Origin of the sequence: Pseudoalteromonas sp. BZA4 (assembly GCF_040104395.1) — a bacterium.
Taxonomy (GTDB): domain Bacteria; phylum Pseudomonadota; class Gammaproteobacteria; order Enterobacterales; family Alteromonadaceae; genus Pseudoalteromonas.
Genome location: NZ_JBECOT010000024.1, coordinates 12,777 through 32,986, shown reverse-complemented (window position 1 = coordinate 32,986; position 20,210 = coordinate 12,777). Strand labels below are relative to the sequence as shown.

The window sequence follows — 20,210 nt, the reverse complement described above, 5'->3', positions numbered from 1 at the left end:
AATAAAGTAAATGCTAGGCAGGATCAATGACAGTTAAAAGACGCTTTAGCGAAACATCTATGACAATTAATAAATACAAAAAAACCGCCGAAGCGGTTTTTTATATTTTGTTGAGCTGACTTAATTAGCCTTTAACAAGTGCGGCAATTTCGGAAGCGGCACTATCTAAATCAAGCATTAGCTTTTCACCAGTACGACGGTTTTTAAGCTCCACCTTATTCTCATCAAGGTTACGCTCACCAATAACTAGCGTGAAAGGTACACCTAGTAATTCCATGTCGTTAAACATAACACCAGGGCGCTCTTTACGGTCATCAAATAACACGTCTAAACCTGCATCTTTTAAACCTTTGTAAAGGTTTTCAGCGATATCAGGAATACGATGAGACTTATGCATGTTCATAGGAACAATCGCTAAATCAAAAGGTGCGATAGGTTGCGGCCATTTAATACCGTATTGGTCGTTGTTTTGCTCAATAGCGGCAGCTACGATACGTGATACACCAATACCGTAACAACCCATTGTCATTACTTGGTTTTTACCTGATTCACTTAATACGCCTGCTTTCATTGCTTCTGAGTACTTAGTGCCAAGTTGGAAAATATGGCCAACTTCAACGCCGCGTTTAATTTGCAGTGAACCTTGGCCACACGGGCTAGGGTCGCCTTCCACGATATTACGGATATCAGCCACTTCGTAGTTTTCTACATCGCGATCCCAGTTGATACCGCTGAAATGTTCACCATCTTTATTAGCACCAGCTACAAAATCAGCCATTACGTTAGCTGTGCGGTCAACAATGATTGGCATTGATAGGCCGACCGGGCCTAATGAACCTGGTTTTGCGCCAATAGCAGCAACGATGTCTTCTTCTTTTGCCATTTCAAGCGGTGAGTCTACAAGCGGGTGTTTCTCAGCTTTTAACTCGTTTAGATCATGGTCACCACGTAATACAAGGGCAACTAAACCACGTTGTTCGTTTTCATCTGGTGCGCCATATACGATTAATGTTTTCACGCCGCGATGAGGTTTAACACCATAGTGCTCTTTAAGCTCAGCAATTGATTTTGCATCAGGCGTTGGGAACGCTTTTAGCTCTTTGCTTGCAGCTGGGCGCTCTTCAGCCGGTGCTAGTGCTTCTGCTTTTTCGATATTTGCAGCATAATCACTTGCATCACTAAATGCGATTGCATCTTCGCCTGATTCTGCAAGTACATGGAACTCATGTGAAACGCTACCACCGATAGAACCTGTATCAGCGATAACAGGGCGGTAATCAAGACCAAGGCGCTCGAAGATGTTGCAGTATGCTTTGTGCATTACTTGGTATGTTTTCTCTAAACACTCATCACTTAAGTGAAAAGAGTAAGCATCTTTCATCGTAAATTCACGAGCACGCATTACACCAAAACGAGGGCGAACTTCGTCACGTACTTTTGTTTGTACTTGGTAAAGAGTAAGCGGTAATTGCTTATAAGAGCTCACTTCTTTACGTACAAAATCAGTGATCACTTCTTCGTGTGTAGGGCCAAGTGCAAATGGACGGTTGTGACGGTCATTAATACGAAGTAATTCAGGACCAAATTGCTCCCAACGACCAGACTCTTCCCAAAGATCAGCTGGTTGGATAATAGGCATTAACATTTCGATAGCGCCTGCTTTATCCATTTCTTCACGTACGATGTTTTCTACTTTTTTAAGTACGCGTAGACCAGAGGGCAACCATGTATACAAACCCGACGCAACGCGGCGGATCATGCCTGCTCGTAGCATTAATTGATGAGAAACTATTTCTGCATCAGACGGAGTTTCTTTAAGTGTTGCGAGTATATATTGACTGGTACGCATCTCTATTCCAAGTAGTGTTAAAATTATTATCGTTTACTCAAGACGTTTGAGTAATAACAAGGCGCTAAGTTTACCAGTGGAAGCACTGACACTAAAGCGCTATATGCTAAAAACTAGCATTTTTCAATGCTGGTCACTGTATTATGATTGGCCTGAACATGCCACCTAATATTAAAATCATATAAGGTCATGCCGTAGCTTTGTTCTGAGTCACGTTGCTTTTTATAGGCTGGGCGAGGATCTTGCTTTAATACATTGCTTATAAACGCTTTTAATTCAGGTTGCTCAGTTTGCTTTGCGATAAACGCCAGAGCTTCTTCACTAAACTCAACACTCATATCGGTTTCTGGTCGGGTATCGGCAAAACCTGCGGTGGCATCGGTCATTGCATCTGAGTAGGGCAAATAAGGCTTTATATCTAAAATTGGTGTGCCATCGAGTAAATCGATACCTGAGAGCAATAAGCTTAATTGACCATTTTCGTATTCAATGCCTTCAAGTTTTACAGCACTCATGCCTATAGCATTTGGGCGAAAGGTTGCACGTGTTGCAAATACACCTTTACGTTCATTACCGCCTAGGCGAGGAGGTCTAACCATTGCTGAATAGCCTTTATCTGCGGTTTCATGAAATCTAAATAACAGCCAAATATGGCTGAATTCATCGAGGCCGCGTACAAACTCTTCACGATTAAAATCGCTGCTAAATACCAGCTTTGCTTTAGCCTCAGGAACCAAACGAGGTTGGCGAGGTATGGCAAACTTTTGTTTATAAGGAGATTGAATATGGCCGACGGCAGTTAATTGGTATTCGCTCATTGTGCATTGTCGTTATGAAAATCTGCCGACATTTTACATGCAAACACAAAAAAAGGCAGTCGAGACTGCCTTTTAAATATTTAGAGTATATAGTCTAAATTAAAACATGTATTGGAATGATACAGACGCTACATCCATATCTGGGTCAATATCATCTTCTAATTTATAGCGCTCATACTCAAAACGTACTTGCATGTTTGTTGTGAAAGCATATTCTACACCTGCACCATAAAATACATCACCACCGTCTGAGTCAGCACTGATACTGCCAAGCTCGCCTAGGTCTTGCTCAATTTCAGCATCCCACTCTAGCCAACCACCTTTGGCATAAACAGAAAAGCTATCTGTAATTGGTGCTGCTAAGCGTGCTGCTAGTGAAACACCGTCAATTTCAGCTTTAGAATCGATATCGCTTACTTCATCAAAATTTTGGTAGGCCAGTTCAAGGCTTAAGTACTTGTTAAACTGAGTACCAATATAACCTTTCAGCATTTGTGAATCGTCATCAAAGTCAGTGTCATTTTCACTGTCTTCAAACTCAAAAGAATATTGGCCGTAGCCGATACCGGTATAAATACGCGGAGAATCCATTTCGGTAATATCTGCATGTGCAGCATTATTAAAACCTAGTAGTGCTAAAGAAAGTGCAGAAAGTGAAATTGCTTTAATCATTTAATAGCTCCTTTATAAAATAAATAAACGAATGTTTCGCGTCATTCACAAGGAGTATTGCAACGGCAATGCCAAGCTGAAAACAAAGCCTAAAGTATTGTTTTTAGGCTTTGTTTAGCGGGTTTTTGTGCAGTTTGTTGAAACTGTAATCAGGCATTCAGTTTGGCAGTCGTAACAATTTCAGGGTGCTCTGTAGAAGTTACTAGGTACGGTTTATAATTTTTTGTTGCTTTAAGCTTTTAGGCTTTTTGTAAAAGGGTTTCTGTTTCTATCGCGATCTCTTTCATTTTAATCGCATAGTTTTCGATTTTCTTTTCTTCGTCAGTTACGGCTGTATATGAAGGGACTTCGATTGGGTAGCCTGCTTCATCCATAGCAATAAAACTAATAACACAATGGTTGGTTTCAACTAAGTTTTGGGTTTTAGGGTCGCCGCAGCGTACTTGAATAAAGATTTGCATACTGGTTTTACCTGTGTGGGCGATACTAGCTTTCACTTCGACTATTTGGCCAACCAAAATAGGGCGCTGAAACTTTACACCCGCAACAGAAACAGTTACGCAGTAGTGACCGCTCCAACCTGCAGCACAGGCGTAACCAGCTTGGTCAATCCACTTCATTACCACACCACCATGAACCTTACCGCCAAAATTGACATCAGTAGGTTCAGCTAAAAAACGAAAGGTTACACTTGAAGACGGCATACTATACTCACTTTAATAAAACACGACATTTTCAGCATAGCCTAAAAAAGGGGCCGAAGCCCCTGCAATTTAGGATAAATTTTAATTAAATGAGTAACGTGCGTTACATATTAGGGTAGTTTGGCCCGCCAGCTCCCTCAGGTGTTACCCAAGTAATGTTTTGACTTGGATCTTTTATGTCGCAGGTTTTACAGTGCACACAGTTTTGTGAGTTGATCACAAACTCTTTTTCACCTTCAACGTCTTGTACTTCGTATACACCCGCAGGGCAGTAGCGTTGTGCTGGCTCATCAAATTGCGGTAAATTGACCTTAATTGGAATCGAGTTATCTTTTAGCTTTAAATGGCATGGCTGCGATTCTTCATGATTGGTATTTGATAAAAACACCGATGAAAGTTTATCGAAGCTCAGTTTGCCGTCTGCTTTCGGGTAATCGATTTTTTCGGCCTGATCAGCTGCAACTAATGTGGCATGATCTGGCATGTTATCTTCAAAGTTAAACGGTAAGCTGCCACCAAATAGGTTTTGATCTAGGGTGTTATAAGCACCGCCTAAGAACTTACCGAGTTTGTGCATAACAGGGCCAAAGTTACGTGATTGATAAAGCTCTTTGTAGGCCCAGCTTTGTTCAAAAGCTGATTTATATTCAGCTAAATCGGCATTTTCTTTACCGTCGCTAAGAGCTGCTACTATCACATCAGCGGCAACCATGCCCGATTTCATGGCTGTGTGGTTACCTTTGATCTTGGCAAAGTTTAATGTGCCGGCATCACAACCTACAAGTAAACCACCCGGGAAGTGCATTTTCGGTAAAGAGCGCAGGCCACCTTTGGCAATAGCTCTTGCGCCATAGGCTATGCGTTCACCGCCTTCTAAAACATCTTTAAAAACAGGGTGATGTTTCATGCGTTGGAATTCATCAAACGGGCTCAAATGCGGGTTTGAGTAGTTAAGGTCAACAATTAAGCCCACTACAACTTGATTGTTGTCGCTGTGATACATAAACGCACCACCACTGGTATCACCAGTTAACGGCCAGCCTGTGCCATGTACGACTGTGCCTTCTTTGTGTTTACTCGGGTCGATTTGCCAAATTTCTTTGAAACCTAAACCGTAATGCTGTGGTGACGCATCTTTATCAAGGGCAAAGTGTTTAATGAGCTCTTTACCTAAATGACCGCGGCAACCTTCTGCAAATACTGTGTATTTAGCTCTAAGCTCCATGCCTGGCATGTAACCATCTTTTTCGTTGCCGTCTTTATCAAGGCCCATATCGCCAGTGATAATGCCTTTTATTGTGTCGTCTTCAATAATCAAAGAATGCGCAGTAAAGCCAGGGAATATTTCTACTCCTAAGTTTTCCGCTTGCTCTGCTAAAAAGCGACATACATTACCCATAGAGACAATATAATTGCCGTCGTTATGGAATGTTTTAGGGCTAGCAAAGTGGGGGATGCTGGTGGCTTTTTCACTGTTATTGAACCAGTAAATATCATCTTGCGTTACTTTAGTGGTAACTGGAGCGCCTAATGACTGCCAATCAGGTAATAACTCATCTAGTGCTTTGGTTTCAAAAACCGCACCCGATAAAATGTGTGCGCCCACCTCAGAGCCTTTTTCTACCACACAGATCATTAATTCTTGTTGTTTTTCTTGTGCTTGTTGAGCCAATCTAATCGCAGTTGATAAACCTGCTGGGCCTGCGCCTACGATGACTACATCAAATTCCATGGTTTCGCGTTCGACCATATAAACCTCTTCTCGGTGACGGACCTGCTGTAAAGAACCTTATTTCATACTTGCAAATGAAACGTTACAGGCTGTGAATACTTTAAGGTTATTTTAGGTTGACGTTTACGTCAACAGGAAGTAGTCTGAATTCATAAAATAAATAAGTTGACGTTTAGGTCAACTTTGAGAACACACAATTGATGGAGTCACGATGAAAGTCCTCGTTCCAATTAAAAGAGTAATTGACTACAACGTCAAAGCACGCGTTAAAGCCGATAAAACGGATGTTGATCTAGCTAATGTAAAAATGGCGATGAACCCGTTTTGTGAAATTGCAATTGAAGAAGCTATTCGTTTAAAAGAAGCAGGGACGGCCACTGAGGTTGTTGCTGTAACTATTGGTAATAAATCATCTCAAGAGCAATTGCGTACGGCCTTAGCACTCGGTGCCGATAAAGCCATTCATATTGAAACAGAAGAAAAGCTTGAGTCTTTACATGTTGCAAAATTACTGAGCAAGATTGTAGAGCAAGAATCACCTGAGCTGGTTATTTTAGGTAAGCAATCGATTGACTCTGACAACAATCAAACCGGTCAAATGCTTGCTGCTTTAACGGGTCGTGGCCAAGGTACTTTTGCATCTAAAGTTGATGTTCAAGCGGGAACAGTTAATGTAACGCGTGAAGTAGACGGCGGTTTACAAACAGTTGCTCTTAAACTACCTGCTATTGTAACCACAGACTTACGTTTAAATGAACCGCGCTATGCTTCATTACCAAACATTATGAAAGCAAAACGCAAGCCTCTTGATGTAATTGCTGCTGACAGCCTAGGTGTAGACCTTGCGCCTCGCGTACAGCTGGTAGAAGTAAACGAGCCAGAAAAACGCAGTGGCGGCATTGTCGTTGAAGATGTTGCGACATTAGTAGAAAAGTTAAAAACAGAAGCGAAGGTGATCTAAATGAAAACATTAGTGATAGCCGAACACGATAAAGGTGTTCTAAAGCCTGAAACCAATAAAACGATTACTGCTGCTGTTAAACTAGGCTTTGATGTAGATTTACTACTTGCCGGCGAAAATTTAGCTGCAATGAGTGAACAAGCAGCGTCAATTGCAGGTGTTAGCAATGTACTGATAGCCGATGATGCAGCTTATGCTAATCAACTTGCAGAAAACCTAGCGGATCTAGTTTTATCTTTAGCAGATAACTATTCACACATTGTCGCAAGCGCAACAACAACGGGTAAAAACTTTATGCCACGTGTTGCTGCACTTTTAGATGTTGCGCAAATCTCTGAAATCATCGATGTGATTGATGCAGATACCTTTAAGCGTCCTATTTATGCAGGAAATGCAATTGCGACAGTTAAATCATTGGATAGCAAAAAGGTTATTACTGTTCGTGCAAGTAGCTTTGATGTTGCACCAGAGCAAGCGCCAGTAGCTGTAACTAGTGTTGCTGGTAAAGGTTCTGTTGGCCTGAGTGAGTTTGTCTCAGAAGAACAAACTGAATCAGAACGTCCAGAGCTTACTGCAGCACCTGTGGTTATTTCAGGTGGTCGTGGTATGCAAAATGGTGAAAACTTTGCGTTATTAAATGGTATTGCCGACAAACTAGGTGCAGCCATTGGTGCTTCACGTGCTGCTGTTGATGCGGGCTTTGTACCAAACGATATGCAAGTGGGTCAAACCGGTAAAATTGTTGCCCCAGATTTATATATTGCTGTGGGTATCAGTGGTGCAATTCAACACTTAGCGGGTATGAAAGATTCTAAAGTGATTGTTGCCATCAATAAAGATCCTGATGCGCCAATTTTCCAAGTCGCTGACTATGGTTTAGTTGCTGATTTATTTGATGTGTTACCAGAGCTTGAAAGCGCTCTGTAATTCATAACGATTCTGGTTGTTAAAAGCTGTTCACCTTTTAGGTGCGCAGCTTTTTTTCGTTTATATCTTCAGATTACTGTTTTACCGGAAGGTAACCAAACTCAAGCATTTTCTGTTGTATCTTGTTTGATTTAACAATCACAGCGAGTTTGTCGCCAATCTTTTTTGAGCGGGGTGATTGTGTGTTTACTATTAGCACCAGCGGCCTTACAAAGGCATAGTCGCCACTTTGAATTGATTCAACAGAAGGGCTTACACCGTCAATCTCAAGCAAAGTTACTCTATTAATACGTCTATCATTTTCTAATTTACTAATAGCGCCATATGAATCATAGGCAATGGCATTTGGAATACGCTGGACTATACCCAGCGCTTGATTGAACTGATCATAAAGCTCTACTTTTTGTTTAGAAAATAAACCTCTATTACCCGCCATTTTTAAGCGTATGAAATTACTGCCAGGTTCTTGAATATAATCTAAGTTTAAATACTCTAAAAACACATCAAAACTACCGTGACTAGTGCCTTTGCTAAAATATTTAATGATTTACACACAAAAAAGCCGCTCGAAAGCGGCTTTTAGATTATGTAGCGTTACTTGTTAGTAAGTCGCGCTGCCTTTTGTACGAGGGAAGGCGATAACGTCACGTACGTTACCCATACCTGTTACATATGCAACTAAACGCTCAAAACCTAGACCAAAACCTGAGTGCGGTACAGTGCCGTATTTACGTAGGTCGCGGTACCAGCTGTAATCTTCTTTGTTTAAGCCCATTTCTTCTAGACGCTTATCTAATACATCTAGACGCTCTTCACGTTGAGAACCACCGATGATTTCACCAATACCTGGTGCAACTACGTCCATTGCAGCGACTGTTTTGCCATCTTCGTTTTGACGCATGTAGAAGGCTTTAATATCACGCGGGTAGTTTTTAATAACTACTGGCGCATTAAAGTGCTCTTCAGCAAGGTAACGTTCGTGCTCAGATTGTAAATCTACACCCCATTCAACAGGGTATTCGAACTTCTTACCACACGCTTTTAAGATTTCGATAGCATCTGTGTAATCAACTTGTGCGAAATCTTTAGTTACGAACTCTTCTAAACGAGAGATAGCTGTTTTCTCAACACGTTGTGCGAAGAATTCCATATCATCACGACGCTCAGTTAATACTGCATTGAAAACGTATTTAAGCATGTCTTCAGCAAGTTTTGCGATATCTTCTAAATCTGCAAATGCAACTTCAGGTTCAACCATCCAAAACTCTGCTAAGTGACGAGATGTGTTTGAGTTCTCAGCACGGAAAGTAGGGCCAAAGGTATAGATTTTTGACATTGCTGAGGCATATGTCTCACCATTTAATTGACCAGATACTGTTAAGAATGCTTCTTTACCGAAGAAATCCTCACTGTAATCGATGTCGCCTTTATCTGTGCGTGGTAAGTTTTGCATATCTAAAGTAGATACACGGAACATTTCACCGGCACCTTCACAGTCACTTGCAGTGATGATCGGTGTGCTGATCCAGTAGTAGCCTTGCTCGTGATAAAAACGGTGAATCGCTTGTGCTAAACAGTTACGTACACGGGTTACCGCGCCCATGATGTTAGTACGAGGGCGAAGGTGTGCGTGCTCACGTAAATATTCAATGCTGTGACGTTTCGCAGACATAGGGTAGGTGTCTGGGTTCTCAACCCAACCTAATACTTCTACAGAGTTAGCTTGAATTTCGAAAGACTGACCTTGACCTGCAGAAGGCACAAGAACACCTGTTACAGATACAGAACAACCGGCAGTTAAACGTGTTACTTCATCATAATTATTGAGTGAATTAGGTACTACCGCTTGAATAGGATCAAAACACGAACCGTCATGAACGGCTAAAAATGAAATTCCTGCTTTTGAATCGCGGCGTGTACGGATCCAGCCTTTTACTGTTACTTGGCTGTCTACCGCAACCTTGCCTTTTAATAGCTCTGAAATCGCTAAATGGCTCATCTTCACTCCAATGATATAAGTTGCCTAATATAATAATGCTGTGCATTGCACTTGAATCGACTATCTTACCCTCGTAAATCAAATAAAAAAACTATTGAGGCGTACTCTTTAGTAGTTTTTCTTCAATTGAGTAAAATAGCAGCAATATTTTGCGTAAAATTTGCGTTTATTTAAATTCTCGCTGCGCTAATTGGTTATTTTGTGGCATTATTAACAATTCTCAATAGGATAACTGTCCTTTAGTCTTTAATTAAATTGTATAACAGGTGCTATGAAACAAGTTTTTATTCTTCGCGGCTTACCAGGCTCAGGTAAATCATATTACGCACAAAGCCTTGCTGATGAGTTGGTAGCTGGTAATGAAAGTGATTATGTCGTGTGCGCAACAGATGATTATTTTTACAATAGCGAAGGTGTGTATCAATTTGATAAGTACAAGTTATCTGAGTATCACAATCTAAACCTTGCACGCTTTATTAATGCCTTAGCAGAAGAAATCCCGTTAGTAATTGTTGATAACACTAATATTAAAAAGTGGGAATTTATCGCCTACGCACAAGCGGCCACTGCACTGGGTTATCAAGTGAAAGAAGTGATCGTTGGTGAAATTAAAGATAAATCGCTGCAGCATCTTTACGCCAAGCGCTGCGAACATAAAGTACCGCTTCGAATGATCAGTAAAATGGCATATATGTTTGAATGGTAAAGTTTAAAGGAAAAGGAAGCATCAGCTTCCTCAATACGCCTGTTGTTCAATGGCTGCATAAATAGCATTGCATAACTTAGTTAAGCTTTGTTCGTCGCTTATGTAAGGCGGCATCAAATAAATTAACTTGCCAAACGGGCGTATCCACACACCTTGCTCGATAAAAAAGCGTTGAATTTTTGCAACATCTACACCTCTATTAAGCTCAACAACTCCAATTGCCCCCAATGTTCGCACATCGACGACTGCATCAAGTTGCTTACACTTTGCAAGCTGGGTTGTTAGTACATCATTTATATGTTCAATTTGTTCTTGCCATGGTTGCTCGAGCAGTAAATCAATACTCGCGCAGGCTGTGGCACATGCAAGTGGGTTACCCATAAATGTTGGGCCATGCATTAATACGCCGGCTTCACCTTCACTAATGCCAATAGCGACTTTGCTGGTGGTTAATGTCGCAGAGAGCGTCATCATGCCGCCCGTTAATGCTTTGCCAATACATAAAATATCTGGCTCTATGTTAGCGTGTTCAACAGCAAACAAGGTGCCGGTGCGACCAAAGCCTGTGGCGATTTCGTCACAAATAAGTAAAACATCATATTTATCACAAAGAATGCGCAGGTGTTTTAAGTAATCAGGGTGGTAAAAATTCATGCCCCCAGCATTTTGTACAATGGGTTCAATGATAAATGCCGCAACATCTTGGTGGTGAGCTGCAAAGTAGCTTTCAAGCGTATCAGCTTCTGCAGGGCTAAACTCGCCATTAAATTTAGCACTCGGCGCAGGTACAAAAACATGTTCAGGTAAAAACCCTGAGTACATGCTGTGCATTGAATTAACCGGGTCACAAACGCTCATGGCTGCAAAGGTATCGCCGTGGTATCCCTTAAGCGGTGTCATTAGTTTTTGTTTGCCGGTATAACCTTGGCTAAGCCAGTACTGCAAGGCCATCTTAATGGCAACTTCAACACTCACAGAGCCACTGTCGGCTAAGAACACCTTATCGAGTGACTCAGGTGTGATGCTTACTAGCTTTTTACACAGTTCAACAGCGGGCTCATGAGTTAAGCCACCAAACATGACATGGCTCATTTTACTAACCTGTGTAGTGATTGCCTCATTTAAAACAGGGTGGCAGTAACCATGAATCGCACTCCACCAAGAGGCCATACCATCTATTAGGCTTTCGCCTGTTTCTAAGAAAATACGATTTGCATTGGCATGACTGACTGGGTAAACGGGAAGGGGCTGAGTCATAGAAGTATAAGGGTGCCAAATATGCTCACGATCAAAATCTAAATCGATTGTTTGTTTATTAATCATATGTAAACTTTATATCACTTCGGTTCGTTGACAATGTTACGTCAAGTCGTAGACTAAGCCAATCAAACCGTCCCAATAATTTAAAAAAAGAGACTATTATGGAGCTCGCAGTTGTCCGTCACGATTGGACTCACCAAGAAGTAAAAGCATTATTCGAAATGCCATTCAATGATCTGTTGTTTAAAGCGGCCAGTGTGCATCGTGAAAACTTCAACCCAAATGAAGTACAAATTTCTACTTTGTTATCGATTAAAACCGGTGCTTGCCCAGAAGATTGCAAATATTGTCCTCAGTCAGGTCATTATAAAACAGACTTAGACCGTGAACGCCTTATGGAAGTAGAAAAAGTGGTTGAGCAAGCGCGTGTTGCTAAAGAAAAAGGCGCAACCCGTTTTTGTATGGGTGCTGCGTGGTCTGATCCGAAAGAACGTGACATGCCATATATTTCAAAAATGGTAAAAGAGGTTAAAGAGCTAGGCCTTGAAACCTGTATGACCCTTGGCATGCTAGATAACGAAAAAGCCCATGCATTAAAAGACGCGGGCCTTGATTATTACAACCATAACTTAGATACATCCCCAGAGTATTACCAGCAGATCATTACAACACGTACTTACCAAGACCGTTTAAACACCATCGATAACGTGCGCGATGCCGGCATGAAAGTGTGCTCTGGTGGTATTGTTGGTATGGGCGAGCAGGCTGCTGACCGTTTTGGTTTATTAATGCAATTAGCTAATTTGCCGCTGCAACCTGAGAGTGTGCCAATTAATATGTTGGTTAAGGTTAAAGGCACGCCACTTGAAGATGTAGAAGACTTAGACCATTTTGAGTTTATTCGTACCATTGCTGTTGCACGTATCATGATGCCGAAAAGCTATGTTCGTTTATCAGCTGGTCGTACGGCGATGAATGAACAAATGCAATCTATGTGTTTCTTTGCTGGTGCTAATTCTATTTTCTACGGTGATAAACTACTGACTACAGAAAACCCTGAAGCAGACGCAGACATGATGCTGATTAAAAAATTAGGCATGAACCCAGAAACCCGTGAAGATTATTCTGATGAAGCGGTTGCTGCATCACTTTCATCAAAAGTTGCTGATAAAGCAACATCAGAACTATTTTACGAAGCGTAATATTTAAATGGCTTTTGATTTTATTGCCGAGCATCTTGTTGAGCGACAAGCAGATGCATTACTGAGAAAGCGTCAACTTGTTGAGCAATCAAGCGGGCGCTTTATTCAGGTTGCAGGTAAACAGTATTTAAATTTTGCCAGTAATGACTACCTTGGCTTTGCTGATGATTTTATTGAAATACAAGCGCAGCATCTAGGTAGCCATAGTTCAGCATTAGTAAATGGTTATAATAAACCACAACAACAGCTTGAGCAGCGTTTATGTCAGCTATTAGGCTACGAAAGCGCCATGTTATTTAATAGCGGATTTAGTGCTAATAGCAGCGTATTAAAAGCGTTGTTTCAAGATAAAAGCGTGGCACAATCATCGGCAATTTTTCAAGATAAGCTCAATCATGCCAGCCTAATTGATGGCGGCCTTCATTCTGCCGCTGCCATGGTGCGGTTTAATCATAACGACCTTAGGCACTTAGAATCTCGGTTACAAAAGTCAAAAGCAAAGCATAAGCTCATAGTGAGCGAAGGGGTGTTTTCGATGGATGGCGATCAAGCCCCCATTGAAGCACTCTGTAAACTAGCTAAACAATACAATGCGTGGTTGATGATTGATGACGCCCATGGCTTTGGCGTGTTAGGCGAGCAAGGCTTAGGGAGTTGTGAGGCAATCAAGCCGGATTTACTGATCATCACTTTTGGCAAGGCATTGGCAAGTAGTGGCGCTTGCTTGCTTGCATCAAAGAAAATGATTGATTACATGTTGCAGTTTAATCGTGAATACATATATTCAACGGCGATGTCACCACTGATGGCAAGTTGTACTCTAGAGCGACTCGAAAGGTTATTAAATGCGGATAAGAGACGCTCTCAGCTGACAGAGAATATTACCTACTTTAGAGCGCTTGCTAAAGAGCATAACTTAGCATTAATGGAATCAACAACGGCTATACAACCTTTGGTATTGGGCGATGCAGAACATACTCTTGCTGTTGCTAATAAGCTTAAAGGTAAAGGCGTGTGGTTAACCGCTATTCGACCGCCCACGGTGCCATTTAATACCGCACGACTTAGAGTCACCATAAGTAGCGCGCATCACCCTGACGATATAAAAATGCTGGTTAATTCGCTAGTGGAGTGTTTATGAGTGTTCAACTGCAAGCGCCTTTAAGCTTTCAACACAGTAATAAGCTAACAACACAAACTAAGTTCTCTAAAGCAGCTGCAAATTACACAAGCCATGCTAATGTACAAAAACAAGCGGCTGCGCACTTATTTAAAATGATGGCCAGTAAACATCAGCAGGGTACTTGCCTTGATTTAGGTGCTGGGCCTTTTGTTAACACGGCAATGCTTAAAACACATTTTGATACTGTATTAGCAATGGACTTAAGTCATTCCATGCTAAGCACAGAGCAAAACCCGCATTGTTTAAAAGTGTGTGCTGATATGGATAACCTACCTTTACAGCAAAACTCCCTTGATTGTGTGTTTAGTAATTTTGCAATGCAATGGTCTGCTGACTTAGAGGCACTATTTAAAAATCTTTTTTCTGCATTAAAAGCGGGCGGTAAGGTTTATTTAAGCTGCGTGGTAGATGGATCGCTCAAAGAGATCAAACAAGCTTTTGCTTGTTTAGACGAGCAAAACCATATTAATCAGTTTCATAGTGCTAGCCACATTATTGAGTATGCAAAATTGGCGGGGTTTAAACTCAATTTTGCAGCTGATAAATGTTATATAGATGCCTATAATTCTCCTTTAGATGCGCTGCGGTCGATAAAAGCGATTGGTGCTACCTCATTGCAAACTAAGCAAAAACGCCAAGGGTTATTAACGAGGCAGGCACTTAATAGTGTTTGTAGGGCATACCCTCTGGTTGATGGGCATGCTAGAGTGAGCTATCAAGTTGTCCTTTTAGAACTAGAAAAATAGAATTAACTCAAAAATGAAAGAATTTTTTATCACGGGTACAGACACCGATGCCGGAAAAACCCATGTCACCAGTTTATTATTAAACTTACTAGCGCAACATAAACAGCGTGCGGTGGGTTTTAAACCCATTGCAGCAGGTGCAGAAGAAGCATTTGGTCAGCTAGTGAATGATGATGCATTAACCTTAATGGAAAGCTCATCAATTGGGGTTAAATATAACATTGTTAACCCATTTACCTATGAGCCACCCATTGCACCGCATATTGCAGCTGCCCAAGTAGGTGACAGACTGACATTTGATAAACTTGATGTTGCTTATGCAAATGTAAAAGCACTCAATACCGATTATATTCTTACAGAAGGTGCAGGCGGTTGGTGTTTACCTATCAACGAAACCGATTTACTCAGCGATTGGGTTAAATCACAGAACCTTAATGTTGTTCTAGTAGTAGGCATGAAGCTTGGTTGCCTTAATCACGCACTATTGACAGCTGCTCACTTTAAAGCGCTTGGTGTAAATTGTGTAGGTTGGATAGCAAATCATGTAGACCCAAACATGCGTGAACAAGACGCCAATTTAGAAACTTTGAAATCAGCACTACCTTTCCCGCTCTTAGCGATTAGTCCCTACACAGACGGCACCCCTAAATTAAAAATTTACAAAACCTTACTTGAAATTTTATCTATCAACCCATAATAATTGAGTTGTTACTTTTGACATACTCTGTCACAATTGGTTGCAATTAGTTCCTTGCAACCAATTGCATACGCCCTAAACTGAGTTGGTAGAACACCCAGATAATTTTATTAACTAACGATTTTTAACCATGTCGTTAGTTAATACAATTGGTATGTTTATTCTGAGGTTTTTATGAAGCGTGTATTTTTGTTTCTACTTACAAACTTAGCGGTAATGCTAGTGTTAGGTATTGTGTTGTCTATTGTGATGAGCGTACTGGGTATTAGCCATCGCAGTTTAGGCGGCATTTTAGTTATCTCAACTGTATTTGGTTTTGGTGGCTCGTTTATTTCGTTATTTATGTCGAAATGGATGGCAAAAAAATCAACCGGTGCACATGTTATTGAACAGCCTCGTTCTGAAACAGAACAATGGTTAGTTTCGACGGTAGCTGCGCAAGCTAAAAAAGCAGGTATCGCGATGCCAGAAGTGGCTATTTACGATAGTCCTGAAATGAACGCATTTGCGACCGGTCCAAGTAAGAACAACTCACTGGTTGCTGTGAGCACAGGCTTATTACACAACATGAATCAAGATCAAGCTGAGGCGGTATTGGCTCATGAGGTATCTCACATTGCAAATGGTGACATGGTAACGCTTACTCTTATTCAAGGTGTAGTGAATACCTTTGTTATCTTTATGGCGAAAGTATTGGCAGGTATTGTTGATAACTTTCTTAATAGTGATGAAGAAGAGGGCGGTAGTAGCTGGACTTACTTCTTGTTCGATATGATTTTCCAAATGTTATTTGGTGTTCTAGCAAGCGTGATTGTTGCTTACTACAGCCGTAAACGCGAATTCTCTGCGGATGCGGGTGCAGCAAAACTAGTAGGTGCAGATAAAATGCGTAGCGCCCTTGAGCGTTTAAAACAAAACCATCCATCACAACTAGAAGGTTCAATGATGGCATTTGGAATTGCAAGCGGTAAAGGTGTTGCCGAGTTATTCTCATCGCACCCACCACTTGATGAACGTATTAATGCATTACGTTAATTTTAAATACGAAAAAGCCAGCATCAAGCTGGCTTTTTTTATTGTTGGTTTTTCTCTCGCTCGAGTTGTTGTGGCAATAATACCTCAATAATTTCACGGGCAGGTAAGGTATATCTTACGCCATCAAACATCACAGAAGTATGTTCATCAATACTGGTGATCCCTGTTAAGGTCCAGCCTTCACCGCGCTCTTTACAGTAAACTGTAGTGGTAGGTTGAATTACTTTAAATTCTTCACTCATCGAACTTAATCTAATTGCTTGAAATTGCGTTTATAGTAAGACAATAATGCCAGCTCATAAAGCAAAAAGAAGAAATTAACGTGTCTAGCCACGATGACTTAGCCTTTGACTTACGCCCAATTCGACATAAAGATTGCCAAGCGATATGGGATATTTTAAAAGATCCGCAAGTACAAACGTTTAATGATTACGGCGCTGATATAACGAAAGGTGACGTGTACGACTTTATTCAAGGCGACATAGAACGCTTTTATAATCAACAAGGCATTCGTTTAGTTATTGTTTTACGAAGTAGTGAGCAGGTTATTGGCAGCGTAGGCATATTTAACATAATTGACGGGCAGGGCATGTTGGGGTTTGAGTTATCGTCACAATACTTTGGCAAAGGAATAATGCAAAAGGTAATGGATATGCTATTTGAAAAACTGACGACCTTTGTACCTGGTCCGCTAAACAGTGTGTTAGCTTTAGTTAACCCAAATAACAGCGCAAGTATTAAACTTTTAACTAAATGTGGCTTTCAACAACATGACACTCACTGGGTAAAATACGTTAGCTAATTACTATAATAGTACAATCTTGTTCTGCTAGGGTTGCTACTATAAAATAGCGCCTCATTTTTACAAAGGAGCGCCAGCAACTATGGCAAAGGCCAAACCAATTACCAGTATTGAAAGTTACGGTATTTACAGTCATTGGGATGCAAAAGAGAAAGACCTGCCTCAAATTACCGAATTTACAACAGACGTTCCTGCACAGTTAGATATTGAATTTGGCTTTATTGTTAATATTAAAAAGGCTAAAGGACAAAAAATTAAATTTTGCGTTTACCACCCAGATATCCCCGATGAAGATGGCGAGATCATGCCACCATTTGAGGGTGAACAGTACGTTAAAACAAACGATTGGCAGTTTTATTTAGGTGATACGATATGGGCACCTGTTGATAATAAAGTTGGTATTTGGCGCATGACTATTGAGTTAAATGGCCATATAATTGCCGATAAATCCTTTAATTTATTAAAGGAAGCCGAAGGCACTGCCACTGAATTTTGGAAGCATCGCGGTTATTAATCTTTAAACCTGAGAGGGACTATGTATCAAGGAAGTTGTTTATGCAGCAGCTCTAAAGCAAATTGGGATACATTTGACGCAGAAATACCATGTTATGATGGTTTTGAACCAAGTAGAGGGAAGTAACAGCCATGATAGCGAATACACCAAAACCGCCATATTACGCCGTGATTTTTACGAATACCTTATCAGATGATACCGCCGGTTATGAAGAAGTGGCTAATAGAATGGTTGAGCTTGCAGAGCAACAACCTGGGTATTTAGGTATGGAGTCTGTTCGTGATGGTTTGGGTATTACGGTGTCGTATTGGCAAAGCTTAGATGCAATAAAAGCCTGGAAACAAAACGTAGAGCACTTAAATGCTCAACAGCTCGGCAGAGACAAATGGTACAGCGCCTTTACAACACGTATTGCTAAAGTAGAACGTGATTATTCATTATGATAATCATTAACCACAAAAAGAACACATCATACTGTTTTTGGTTTAATTTCAATCTCAGCATGACCCCTAAATTTGAGCTTTTTAATAAGCAGGGTAAGTGTGTAGGATCTAAAAAGGAGCTCATGAAATAATTAGCCACAATCACATTATTTGGAAGTGAAGAGTCAAAACGGTTTAAACGTTTGTTTCCAAAAAACACTCAATACTTGTTTAACTTAAGTGTGCTTAATGTAACTAGCATCACACCAATAGCAAACCCCATTACTAAACCACCCGATAAATCGGAACTAACACCTAATACATAATCCGACTCTCTGACATTTGTTAGCCAGTAAAAAAGCATGAACGAAACGCTAGAAATTAATGAAAGTAGAATTAGCTTTATCTTGTTAGACACAACAACCTCAATTAATTACGTATTTTATTTTATGGTTGTTAAGTAATAGCAGTTGTTGATTGATATTGCGAACAATCTTGAAAGTGTGTAATTGGATTGGAAAAAAGCCCAAAATAGTGGGCTTAGTGTTTATCGTAACTACAAAGTGTAATTAAAACCAATGGCAATACCGTCATCTTCGGTTTGTGACATCTGTGCTTCTTGCTCAGCGTCATTACTCGAGAAGTCGCTAAAATCTTTACGGGCTTCGATATATAAAATGGTGTCATCGCTCATAAAGTAGTGCGCACCAATTACTGCAAATTGGCGTTTAAACACATCTTCAGGGTCGGCATTAAAGTTTGGCTGAATAACATAGTCACTACCGGCATCAAAAACGTTATAAGCAACAAAAGTACGTATGTCATTATCAAAGCGATAGCTTAAAATAGACTCTAGACCAACAGCATCTTTTATTAAGCGGCCTAAGTTGTCTGTATCGTGGTTTTCGTTTTTATTGATATTCGCTGATGCATACCAACCTGGTTTATAAAAATCACCATAGGTAATGCCCATACCATAAATTAAATCGTTTACTGATTGATTTCTGCCACCTGCGTACACAATATCGAACTGGCCACGGTTAACACCAGCAGTAACTTTTAAATTAGGACTAACCGAGTAGGTGAGTGCGGCGCCATAAGTCGAGTTAAATTCTACTTTTTGTGCAGCATTGTTGCCTTGGTTCCAAAGTACTTCACAAGAGCTTCTTGAAATATCAACGATGTCGCAGGTATAAAATTCATCAGATTTTAACTGTGCCTGAAGAGCTAAATGAAAATCACCCCAGGTATTTCGAAACTGCAGTACTTTATCGCCGCGGCCTGTACCATTCACAGCACCATCATCTTTATTGTAGGTATAAACACCTGCAGCGTTACCATCCCACACTAAGCTGTAGTTGGTGTTGTAAACAACGTCGTACCATGCGCCCCATTGTTTACCTAATGTCACTTGGCCATAATCGTCATGTTTAAGACCAACATAGCCTAAACGGTTATATAAAAACTCATCTTGAATTGTTTCAAAGCGATTGTTGTAAACGATATCACTACTACCAACAGGGTTTACTCCCCATTCAAGTAGAGCAAAAGCTTGCCAGCCATTTTTTAATTGGCGCTTAAAATCAAAATTGATGCGTGATGCACCATTTACTACCTCAGTTTCGCCTTGAGTATTAATAACTCTTGCATCGATAAAGCCACCAACAGTGACACTATTGGTCTGATCTTTATAGATCTCGATGGCATTGGCTGTAGGTATGGCAAGCATGCCTGCAACAAATAAGGCAGTGTGTGTTCTTTTCATAGAGTACCTTGATTAAATATTGTCCCTAATAGGTATAATTTAGTTAAGAGACGGAGATTATCAAAGCTAAAATAGGGTCAAAAGTGAAAAATTATCATGCAACAAACCTACATCGAGGAAAAATTATTCACTTTAGGTTCACTGTGTTGAATTATCAATGAGTTAATAAGTCTAAAAAATAGGCACATTATGTCCTATTTTCTAAGTAGTAGTTTG

The 20,210-nt window shown here is 40.6% G+C and carries 22 protein-coding genes; 11 read left to right on the top strand and 11 right to left on the bottom strand.

The genetic code is table 11. The annotated features are described in order from the left end of the window. Nucleotides 1-124: 124 nt before the first annotated feature. The 5 genes from ABMY41_RS11645 to ABMY41_RS11625 form a co-directional block, all read right to left on the bottom strand. A complete protein-coding gene (locus ABMY41_RS11645; RefSeq protein ID WP_287246305.1) occupies nt 125-1,849 on the bottom strand; it encodes a proline--tRNA ligase in 1,725 nt (574 codons plus the stop codon). A gap of 113 nt (nt 1,850-1,962) precedes the next feature. Further along, nucleotides 1,963-2,667, bottom strand: a complete 705-nt coding sequence (gene tsaA, locus ABMY41_RS11640; RefSeq protein WP_349274703.1) for a tRNA (N6-threonylcarbamoyladenosine(37)-N6)-methyltransferase TrmO — start codon at nt 2,665-2,667, stop codon at nt 1,963-1,965. Nucleotides 2,668-2,766: 99 nt separating this feature from the next. Further along, nucleotides 2,767-3,339 (bottom strand): outer membrane beta-barrel protein, encoded by a 573-nt coding sequence (locus tag ABMY41_RS11635; RefSeq protein WP_175078289.1) that lies wholly within the window; start codon nt 3,337-3,339, stop codon nt 2,767-2,769. A gap of 239 nt (nt 3,340-3,578) precedes the next feature. After that, the gene (locus ABMY41_RS11630; RefSeq protein WP_054561436.1) at nt 3,579-4,043 is read right to left on the bottom strand and encodes an acyl-CoA thioesterase; all 465 of its coding nucleotides are present in this window, start codon (nt 4,041-4,043) and stop codon (nt 3,579-3,581) included. 103 nt (nt 4,044-4,146) lie between these two features. Next, entirely contained in the window at nt 4,147-5,793 is a 1,647-nt protein-coding gene (locus tag ABMY41_RS11625) for an electron transfer flavoprotein-ubiquinone oxidoreductase (protein ID WP_349274702.1), read from the bottom strand. A gap of 193 nt (nt 5,794-5,986) precedes the next feature. Here ABMY41_RS11625 and ABMY41_RS11620 point away from each other — a divergent pair, with 193 nt between their 5' ends. Together ABMY41_RS11620 and ABMY41_RS11615 are read left to right on the top strand one after the other, a co-directional pair. After that, entirely contained in the window at nt 5,987-6,736 is a 750-nt protein-coding gene (locus ABMY41_RS11620; RefSeq protein WP_054561438.1) for an electron transfer flavoprotein subunit beta/FixA family protein, read from the top strand. Next, nucleotides 6,737-7,663, top strand: a complete 927-nt coding sequence (locus ABMY41_RS11615; RefSeq protein ID WP_175078291.1) for an FAD-binding protein — start codon at nt 6,737-6,739, stop codon at nt 7,661-7,663. 73 nt (nt 7,664-7,736) lie between these two features. On the opposite strand, the gene ABMY41_RS11610 is transcribed toward ABMY41_RS11615, so the two are convergent. Together ABMY41_RS11610 and asnS are read right to left on the bottom strand one after the other, a co-directional pair. Continuing rightward, nucleotides 7,737-8,165: a hypothetical protein gene (locus tag ABMY41_RS11610; protein ID WP_349274701.1), complete on the bottom strand. Its 429-nt coding sequence runs from the start codon at nt 8,163-8,165 to the stop codon at nt 7,737-7,739. A 99-nt stretch (nt 8,166-8,264) separates the two neighbouring features. Then, nucleotides 8,265-9,662 carry an asparagine--tRNA ligase gene (gene asnS, locus ABMY41_RS11605; RefSeq protein ID WP_054553906.1) on the bottom strand — a complete coding sequence of 466 codons (1,398 nt, stop codon included), beginning with the start codon at nt 9,660-9,662 and terminating at the stop codon, nt 8,265-8,267. A 271-nt stretch (nt 9,663-9,933) separates the two neighbouring features. Here asnS and ABMY41_RS11600 point away from each other — a divergent pair, with 271 nt between their 5' ends. Further along, nucleotides 9,934-10,368 carry an ATP-binding protein gene (locus ABMY41_RS11600; protein WP_054561441.1) on the top strand — a complete coding sequence of 145 codons (435 nt, stop codon included), beginning with the start codon at nt 9,934-9,936 and terminating at the stop codon, nt 10,366-10,368. Nucleotides 10,369-10,398: 30 nt separating this feature from the next. On the opposite strand, the gene bioA is transcribed toward ABMY41_RS11600, so the two are convergent. Beyond that, on the bottom strand, nt 10,399-11,691 hold the full coding sequence (gene bioA, locus ABMY41_RS11595; RefSeq protein ID WP_349274700.1) for an adenosylmethionine--8-amino-7-oxononanoate transaminase: 1,293 nt from the start codon (nt 11,689-11,691) through the stop codon (nt 10,399-10,401). Nucleotides 11,692-11,789: 98 nt separating this feature from the next. On the opposite strand from bioA, the gene bioB reads away from it, so the two are divergent. The 5 genes from bioB to htpX all read left to right on the top strand — a co-directional run bounded on the left by bioB (nt 11,790) and on the right by htpX (nt 16,491). Then, nucleotides 11,790-12,830 (top strand): biotin synthase BioB, encoded by a 1,041-nt coding sequence (bioB, locus tag ABMY41_RS11590; RefSeq protein ID WP_349274699.1) that lies wholly within the window; start codon nt 11,790-11,792, stop codon nt 12,828-12,830. Between the two features lie 7 nt (nt 12,831-12,837). After that, nucleotides 12,838-13,971: an 8-amino-7-oxononanoate synthase gene (locus tag ABMY41_RS11585; RefSeq protein WP_349274698.1), complete on the top strand. Its 1,134-nt coding sequence runs from the start codon at nt 12,838-12,840 to the stop codon at nt 13,969-13,971. After that, complete coding sequence (locus ABMY41_RS11580; RefSeq protein WP_349274697.1) at nt 13,968-14,759, top strand: methyltransferase domain-containing protein; 792 nt, start codon at nt 13,968-13,970, stop codon at nt 14,757-14,759. Before ABMY41_RS11585 ends, ABMY41_RS11580 begins: the two co-directional genes overlap by 4 nt. 13 nt (nt 14,760-14,772) lie before the next feature. After that, the gene (gene bioD, locus ABMY41_RS11575) at nt 14,773-15,456 is read left to right on the top strand and encodes a dethiobiotin synthase (protein ID WP_130051528.1); all 684 of its coding nucleotides are present in this window, start codon (nt 14,773-14,775) and stop codon (nt 15,454-15,456) included. A 174-nt stretch (nt 15,457-15,630) separates the two neighbouring features. Continuing rightward, nucleotides 15,631-16,491 carry a protease HtpX gene (htpX, locus tag ABMY41_RS11570; RefSeq protein ID WP_054561446.1) on the top strand — a complete coding sequence of 287 codons (861 nt, stop codon included), beginning with the start codon at nt 15,631-15,633 and terminating at the stop codon, nt 16,489-16,491. Between the two features lie 38 nt (nt 16,492-16,529). Here htpX and ABMY41_RS11565 read toward each other — a convergent pair whose 3' ends face one another. Further along, entirely contained in the window at nt 16,530-16,733 is a 204-nt protein-coding gene (locus ABMY41_RS11565; protein WP_175081917.1) for a hypothetical protein, read from the bottom strand. 80 nt (nt 16,734-16,813) lie between these two features. Here ABMY41_RS11565 and ABMY41_RS11560 point away from each other — a divergent pair, with 80 nt between their 5' ends. The 3 genes from ABMY41_RS11560 (at nt 16,814) to ABMY41_RS11550 (ending at nt 18,250) form a co-directional block, all read left to right on the top strand. Continuing rightward, complete coding sequence (locus ABMY41_RS11560) at nt 16,814-17,293, top strand: GNAT family N-acetyltransferase (RefSeq protein WP_349274696.1); 480 nt, start codon at nt 16,814-16,816, stop codon at nt 17,291-17,293. Nucleotides 17,294-17,375: 82 nt separating this feature from the next. After that, on the top strand, nt 17,376-17,807 hold the full coding sequence (locus ABMY41_RS11555) for a DUF3859 domain-containing protein (protein WP_054553896.1): 432 nt from the start codon (nt 17,376-17,378) through the stop codon (nt 17,805-17,807). Nucleotides 17,808-17,938: 131 nt separating this feature from the next. Continuing rightward, a complete protein-coding gene (locus tag ABMY41_RS11550) occupies nt 17,939-18,250 on the top strand; it encodes an antibiotic biosynthesis monooxygenase (protein WP_175081920.1) in 312 nt (103 codons plus the stop codon). 199 nt (nt 18,251-18,449) lie between these two features. On the opposite strand, the gene ABMY41_RS11545 is transcribed toward ABMY41_RS11550, so the two are convergent. Both ABMY41_RS11545 and ABMY41_RS11540 read right to left on the bottom strand, forming a co-directional pair. Then, nucleotides 18,450-18,593 carry a hypothetical protein gene (locus ABMY41_RS11545; protein ID WP_349274695.1) on the bottom strand — a complete coding sequence of 48 codons (144 nt, stop codon included), beginning with the start codon at nt 18,591-18,593 and terminating at the stop codon, nt 18,450-18,452. 192 nt (nt 18,594-18,785) lie between these two features. After that, nucleotides 18,786-19,994 (bottom strand): porin, encoded by a 1,209-nt coding sequence (locus ABMY41_RS11540; protein WP_287242988.1) that lies wholly within the window; start codon nt 19,992-19,994, stop codon nt 18,786-18,788. Nucleotides 19,995-20,210 lie beyond the last annotated feature (216 nt).

Excerpts from the sequence above, each read along its gene's own strand:
- ABMY41_RS11615 (WP_175078291.1), top strand. The coding sequence starts at position 6,737 with ATGAAAACATTAGTGATAGCCGAACACGATAAAGGTGTTCTAAAGCCT.
- ABMY41_RS11540 (WP_287242988.1), bottom strand. The coding sequence starts at position 19,994 with ATGAAAAGAACACACACTGCCTTATTTGTTGCAGGCATGCTTGCCATA.
- ABMY41_RS11565 (WP_175081917.1), bottom strand. The coding sequence starts at position 16,733 with ATGAGTGAAGAATTTAAAGTAATTCAACCTACCACTACAGTTTACTGT.
- ABMY41_RS11635 (WP_175078289.1), bottom strand. The coding sequence starts at position 3,339 with ATGATTAAAGCAATTTCACTTTCTGCACTTTCTTTAGCACTACTAGGT.
- ABMY41_RS11625 (WP_349274702.1), bottom strand. The coding sequence starts at position 5,793 with ATGGTCGAACGCGAAACCATGGAATTTGATGTAGTCATCGTAGGCGCA.
- tsaA (WP_349274703.1), bottom strand. The coding sequence starts at position 2,667 with ATGAGCGAATACCAATTAACTGCCGTCGGCCATATTCAATCTCCTTAT.
- bioA (WP_349274700.1), bottom strand. The coding sequence starts at position 11,691 with ATGATTAATAAACAAACAATCGATTTAGATTTTGATCGTGAGCATATT.
- bioB (WP_349274699.1), top strand. The coding sequence starts at position 11,790 with ATGGAGCTCGCAGTTGTCCGTCACGATTGGACTCACCAAGAAGTAAAA.
- ABMY41_RS11580 (WP_349274697.1), top strand. The coding sequence starts at position 13,968 with ATGAGTGTTCAACTGCAAGCGCCTTTAAGCTTTCAACACAGTAATAAG.
- ABMY41_RS11585 (WP_349274698.1), top strand. The coding sequence starts at position 12,838 with ATGGCTTTTGATTTTATTGCCGAGCATCTTGTTGAGCGACAAGCAGAT.
- ABMY41_RS11555 (WP_054553896.1), top strand. The coding sequence starts at position 17,376 with ATGGCAAAGGCCAAACCAATTACCAGTATTGAAAGTTACGGTATTTAC.
- ABMY41_RS11630 (WP_054561436.1), bottom strand. The coding sequence starts at position 4,043 with ATGCCGTCTTCAAGTGTAACCTTTCGTTTTTTAGCTGAACCTACTGAT.
- bioD (WP_130051528.1), top strand. The coding sequence starts at position 14,773 with ATGAAAGAATTTTTTATCACGGGTACAGACACCGATGCCGGAAAAACC.
- ABMY41_RS11550 (WP_175081920.1), top strand. The coding sequence starts at position 17,939 with ATGATAGCGAATACACCAAAACCGCCATATTACGCCGTGATTTTTACG.
- ABMY41_RS11620 (WP_054561438.1), top strand. The coding sequence starts at position 5,987 with ATGAAAGTCCTCGTTCCAATTAAAAGAGTAATTGACTACAACGTCAAA.
- htpX (WP_054561446.1), top strand. The coding sequence starts at position 15,631 with ATGAAGCGTGTATTTTTGTTTCTACTTACAAACTTAGCGGTAATGCTA.
- ABMY41_RS11645 (WP_287246305.1), bottom strand. The coding sequence starts at position 1,849 with ATGCGTACCAGTCAATATATACTCGCAACACTTAAAGAAACTCCGTCT.
- asnS (WP_054553906.1), bottom strand. The coding sequence starts at position 9,662 with ATGAGCCATTTAGCGATTTCAGAGCTATTAAAAGGCAAGGTTGCGGTA.
- ABMY41_RS11600 (WP_054561441.1), top strand. The coding sequence starts at position 9,934 with ATGAAACAAGTTTTTATTCTTCGCGGCTTACCAGGCTCAGGTAAATCA.
- ABMY41_RS11545 (WP_349274695.1), bottom strand. The coding sequence starts at position 18,593 with ATGCTTTTTTACTGGCTAACAAATGTCAGAGAGTCGGATTATGTATTA.